We start from the raw sequence: 3917 nt of genomic DNA on the forward strand, positions 1-3917 counted from the left end.
ACCTGTGCGAGGCCGAGGAGCGGCTGACGCGGACGACGGTGTCGAAGCGGCACGGCGACCTGTACAAGGCGGCCAGGGACGCCGACTGGGGCGACGCCTGGCCGCCGCCCGCCTCCTGACCCGGTCCCGTACGCTGCGGGGCCATGAACGCCATCCGAACTGCTGAGAAGTCGGCATCGGGGCCCGAGTCGAGGATCGCGGTGGTGACCGGTGCCGGTTCCGGCATCGGCCGCGCGGTCGCCGTGGAGCTGCTGCGCGCGGGCTGGTCGGTGGCCCTGGCCGGCCGCCGCACCGGGACCCTGGAGGAGACGGCCGCTCTGGTACCGGACGCCGCGAGTCTCGCCGTACGGACGGACGTCTCACGTCCTGACGAGGTGGCGGCCCTGTTCGCCGCCGTGCGCGAGCGGTTCGGCCGCCTCGACCTGCTGTTCAACAACGCGGGCACGTTCGGTCCTGGCGGGGTCCCGGTGGAGGAACTCCCCTACGACGCCTGGCGGCACGTGGTGGACACCAACCTCAACGGGGCGTTCCTGTGCGCGCAGGCGGCGTACCGGCAGATGAAGGAGCAGGAGCCGCGGGGCGGGCGGATCATCAACAACGGGTCGGTCTCCGCGCACGCGCCCCGCCCGCACTCCGTCGCCTACACGGCGACCAAGCACGCGCTGACCGGCCTGACCAAGTCCCTGTCGCTGGACGGGCGGGCGTACGGCATCGCGGTCGGGCAGATCGACATCGGCAACGCGGCGACCGACATGACGTCTCGCATGCAGACGGGTGCGTTGCAGGCCAGCGGCGAGATCGCGCCGGAGCCGGTGATGGACGTGGCCGATGTGGCGCGCACCGTGCGGCACATGGCGGAGCTGCCGCTGGAGGCGAACGTGCAGTTCGCGACGGTGCTGGCGACGGCGATGCCGTACGTGGGGCGTGGCTGAATTGGCTGAATCGTCAACCTGCACAAGCGGAGTTGAACATTCCGCACCATAAGGGCCGGTCGGGGACTTATGCTCGACGCCTCCTCCACAATTGCTTCACAGTTGGAGGGCAGAGCTTCCGCCGACCACACCGAGGGGGGAGGCCGGCAGCCGTTCCGCCGCACCGGATGGGGGTGGACCTCGCGTGAATCGCCCGCGAGGTGCGCACCGGACCGCGGAACGGCTGCCGTCCACCATGGGGTACGCAGGCCGGCCCCACCCTGCCTCCCCGCCCCGCTAGGCCTGTCCGGTCTCGAAGCGGGAGATGCGGCCGTCGTCCTCGACGACGAAGCTCCACCTGGTGCGCATCTCGCCCCAGGTGTCGTTGCTGTAGCGGGCGAGGAAGGCCCGGCCGCCGTCCGACTCCCTGTCGACCTCCAGATGACCGTGGGAGGAGAAGATCTCCCGGTCGATCCATTCGGTGAGATCGCGGTCGGAGCCGTCGTCGGCCATGGTCGCGTCCGGGGTGAGCAGCTTCAGGAAGGCCTCCCGGTCATGGGCGTTGACCGCGGAGACGAAGGCCCGGACGGCCGGGTCGGTGAGTTTTCCGGCATGGATCGTCATACGCGTCAGCCTCACACCACGCCCATCACCCCGCCACCCGAACGGCTTCCGGGGCGGGGCGGTGACGTGCGAGGGGTGCGACGGTGGACACGCGGAGGGGGTCGTTCCGTTGTCCGCTGTCCGCTGTCCGCTCGCTGCCGTACGTCCGCTCATCCTCCCCTGGAGTCACCGTGACCTGTTACGACCGACGTGATCTGGGCCTGCTGCTGCTCCGGCTGGGAACCGGCGGGGTGCTGATGGCGCACGGCGCGCAGAAGCTGTTCGGCTGGTTCGGCGGCCACGGCCTGGAAGGCACCGGCCAGTTCATGGAGTCCGTCGGGTACGCGCCGGGCAAGGCGAGCGCCACGGCGGCGGGCTTGGCGGAGGCCGGCGGTGGCGCACTCCTGGCTCTGGGCCTGGCCACTCCGGCGGCGGGTTTCGCGGCGGCGGGTGCGATGGCGGGCGCCTCCGCGGTCCACGTGCCCAACGGTTTCTTCGCGCAGAGCGGCGGCTACGAGTACGCCGCCTCGCTCGGCCTGACCGCCGCCGGCCTCGCCGTCACCGGCCCCGGCCGCCTCTCCCTGGACCACGCCATGGGTCACACGGTCAACCGCAACTGGATGGTCCCGGCCGCCCTGGGCGTGACGGCTGCGGCCACGGCGGTCGTCGTGGGCCTGCGCACGAAGCGGCTGCGGCGGCGGGAGGAGGGTGAGCAGGAGGCGCTGTTCGAGGAGTGAGGGGGCGGCAGCGGCCGTTCGAGCGGTGAGAGCGCTGGGCAGGCTGCACCCATGAGCGACAGCCGCCTGGATGCCTCCGACTCCGCTGGAACCGATCTGTGGGAAACCGTCGACGCCCTGTGCGCCTGGCTCGACGCCGGTCAACCGGTCACCGGCCGGGAGGGCCTGCTACTGCGGATGCTGAAGCTGTCCGAAGAGGTCGGCGAAGTCGCCCAGGCGGTGATCGGCGCGACGGGCCAGAACCCCCGCAAGGGCACGTCCCATTCCTGGGAGGACGTCCAGTCGGAGCTGTGCGACGTGGTCATCACGGCCCTGGTGGCACTGCGGACGCTGACACCACAGGCGCGGGAGGTGTTCGCGGGGCACTTGGCGCGGGTGGCGGGGCGGTCACTTGGCACACCCAGGAGCGGATCCGCCGACTGAGAGCACAAGGCCCCAAACCCGCGTCGTTGCCATGCACCGGCAGGGGCGGACGCACGGGTTCCGCCGACCTGGTCCTCAGGACCGAAGGTCGCCGGCTTTCACCGCGACAACGAATGCCGCCCAGCCAACTGCCGAGAAGACCAACGCGGGCCCGTTGGACGCCTTGGAGTCCCGGACGGGGACACCCGCCTGATATCCGTCGAGCACCTCGACGCAACTACCGCCTTCCGGGCCGCTGTAGGACGACTTACGCCAGCCGCCCAACGCGGAACTGTCCTGGATCGTCTGCTCAGTCACGGTGTCCGTAGTCCTCTGCTATCGCCCGCATCATGCCCAACGACTCCTTGAGTGACAGTGCGTCGGTCAGTGCCAGAGCGTAGACGCCTTGAAGGCGTGTGACCACGGCCGGAGAGTCGTGCACCTTGCCGACCTGGACACCCTCCGAGTAGGCCACGGGAGGCTGGTCCTCGAACCACATCAAGGTGAGCAGGCCCTGAAGAAGTTGATACGCGCCGATGTCGTAGGGCATCACATGCACCCGCACGCGTCCACTCTCCACAAGCCGGACCATGTGCGTGATCTGGTCGGCCATGATCTCCCGGCTGCCCACGACGCGACGCAGTACAGCTTCGTCGAGCAAGGCCCAGACAGTCGGCCTGACCGGGTTGTCGAGGACCTTGGAACGGTCGAGGCGCGTGACAACGAGCCTGTCACATTCCTCTTCGCTCACAGGAGGAAAGGACGTGCTCAGAACCGCACGCGCGTACCTCGTGGTCTGGAGGATGCCCGGGACGAACGACGGGGCGAACTCCTGGATCGCCGTTGCCTGTTGTTCGAGCAGCCGAGCCGCCTCGAAGTACTCCGCGACCGCCGCGCCCTCGTCCGGCAGGAAACTGCTCAGCACGTCCCCGGTGTTCAGCGCCCTGTCCAGCCGTCGCGCGTCCTCCTTGGACGGGATGCGGCGGCCGGCCTCGATGTGCGAGATGTGCGAACGGGTCATGATCGCCTGATCGGCCAGCTCCTGCTGCGTCAGTCCAGCGGCCTCACGCTGAGCCTTCAACCAGTCTCCGTAGATGTTACTCAACGTCAACCCCCATGTGACGGACGGCTTGTCACCCGCTAACCCCTGGCGAGGGTGACCCGCCTCGTCTCACTCTGTAAGCGGATCACTACACAGCGATGTCCGTCGGTGGCCCCGCCCGCAAGGCCCGCCGCCCCCACCAACCGGAGTCCGACAAAGTGC

The 3917-nt window shown here is 69.5% G+C and carries 7 protein-coding genes; 4 read left to right on the forward strand and 3 right to left on the reverse strand.

The genetic code is table 11. The features are described from left to right. Window positions 1-119, forward strand: a 119-nt coding sequence (locus tag BZL64_RS09030; protein WP_244205267.1) for a small ribosomal subunit Rsm22 family protein, incomplete at its 5' end; no start/stop codon positions are given. Window positions 120-143: 24 nt separating this feature from the next. Next, window positions 144-932, forward strand: a complete 789-nt coding sequence (locus BZL64_RS09035; protein WP_086767868.1) for an SDR family oxidoreductase — start codon at window positions 144-146, stop codon at window positions 930-932. 276 nt (window positions 933-1208) lie between these two features. Here the strand turns inward: BZL64_RS09035 and BZL64_RS09040 are convergent, their stop codons facing one another. After that, a complete protein-coding gene (locus BZL64_RS09040) occupies window positions 1209-1535 on the reverse strand; it encodes a nuclear transport factor 2-like protein (RefSeq protein ID WP_086767870.1) in 327 nt (108 codons plus the stop codon). 170 nt (window positions 1536-1705) lie between these two features. On the opposite strand from BZL64_RS09040, the gene BZL64_RS09045 reads away from it, so the two are divergent. Together BZL64_RS09045 and BZL64_RS09050 are read left to right on the forward strand one after the other, a co-directional pair. Continuing rightward, the gene (locus tag BZL64_RS09045) at window positions 1706-2251 is read left to right on the forward strand and encodes a DoxX family protein (protein ID WP_086767872.1); all 546 of its coding nucleotides are present in this window, start codon (window positions 1706-1708) and stop codon (window positions 2249-2251) included. 51 nt (window positions 2252-2302) lie between these two features. Beyond that, window positions 2303-2674, forward strand: a complete 372-nt coding sequence (locus BZL64_RS09050; RefSeq protein WP_086767874.1) for a MazG-like family protein — start codon at window positions 2303-2305, stop codon at window positions 2672-2674. Window positions 2675-2749: 75 nt separating this feature from the next. Here the strand turns inward: BZL64_RS09050 and BZL64_RS09055 are convergent, their stop codons facing one another. Both BZL64_RS09055 and BZL64_RS09060 read right to left on the reverse strand, forming a co-directional pair. Next, window positions 2750-2971, reverse strand: coding sequence for a DUF397 domain-containing protein (locus BZL64_RS09055; protein WP_086767876.1), 222 nt, complete (start codon window positions 2969-2971; stop codon window positions 2750-2752). Continuing rightward, a complete protein-coding gene (locus BZL64_RS09060) occupies window positions 2964-3758 on the reverse strand; it encodes a helix-turn-helix domain-containing protein (protein ID WP_086767878.1) in 795 nt (264 codons plus the stop codon). The genes BZL64_RS09055 and BZL64_RS09060 overlap by 8 nt, the downstream gene beginning before the upstream one ends. Window positions 3759-3917: the final 159 nt, after the last annotated feature.

The sequence above is a fragment of the Streptomyces bobili genome, from assembly GCF_002154575.1.
In the GTDB taxonomy this organism is placed as follows: domain Bacteria; phylum Actinomycetota; class Actinomycetes; order Streptomycetales; family Streptomycetaceae; genus Streptomyces; species Streptomyces bobili.

Bases quoted from the DNA above. Each gene is read 5' to 3' on its own strand.
- BZL64_RS09035 (WP_086767868.1), top strand. From the start codon at position 144: ATGAACGCCATCCGAACTGCTGAGAAGTCGGCATCGGGGCCCGAGTCG.
- BZL64_RS09040 (WP_086767870.1), bottom strand. From the start codon at position 1,535: ATGACGATCCATGCCGGAAAACTCACCGACCCGGCCGTCCGGGCCTTC.
- BZL64_RS09050 (WP_086767874.1), top strand. From the start codon at position 2,303: ATGAGCGACAGCCGCCTGGATGCCTCCGACTCCGCTGGAACCGATCTG.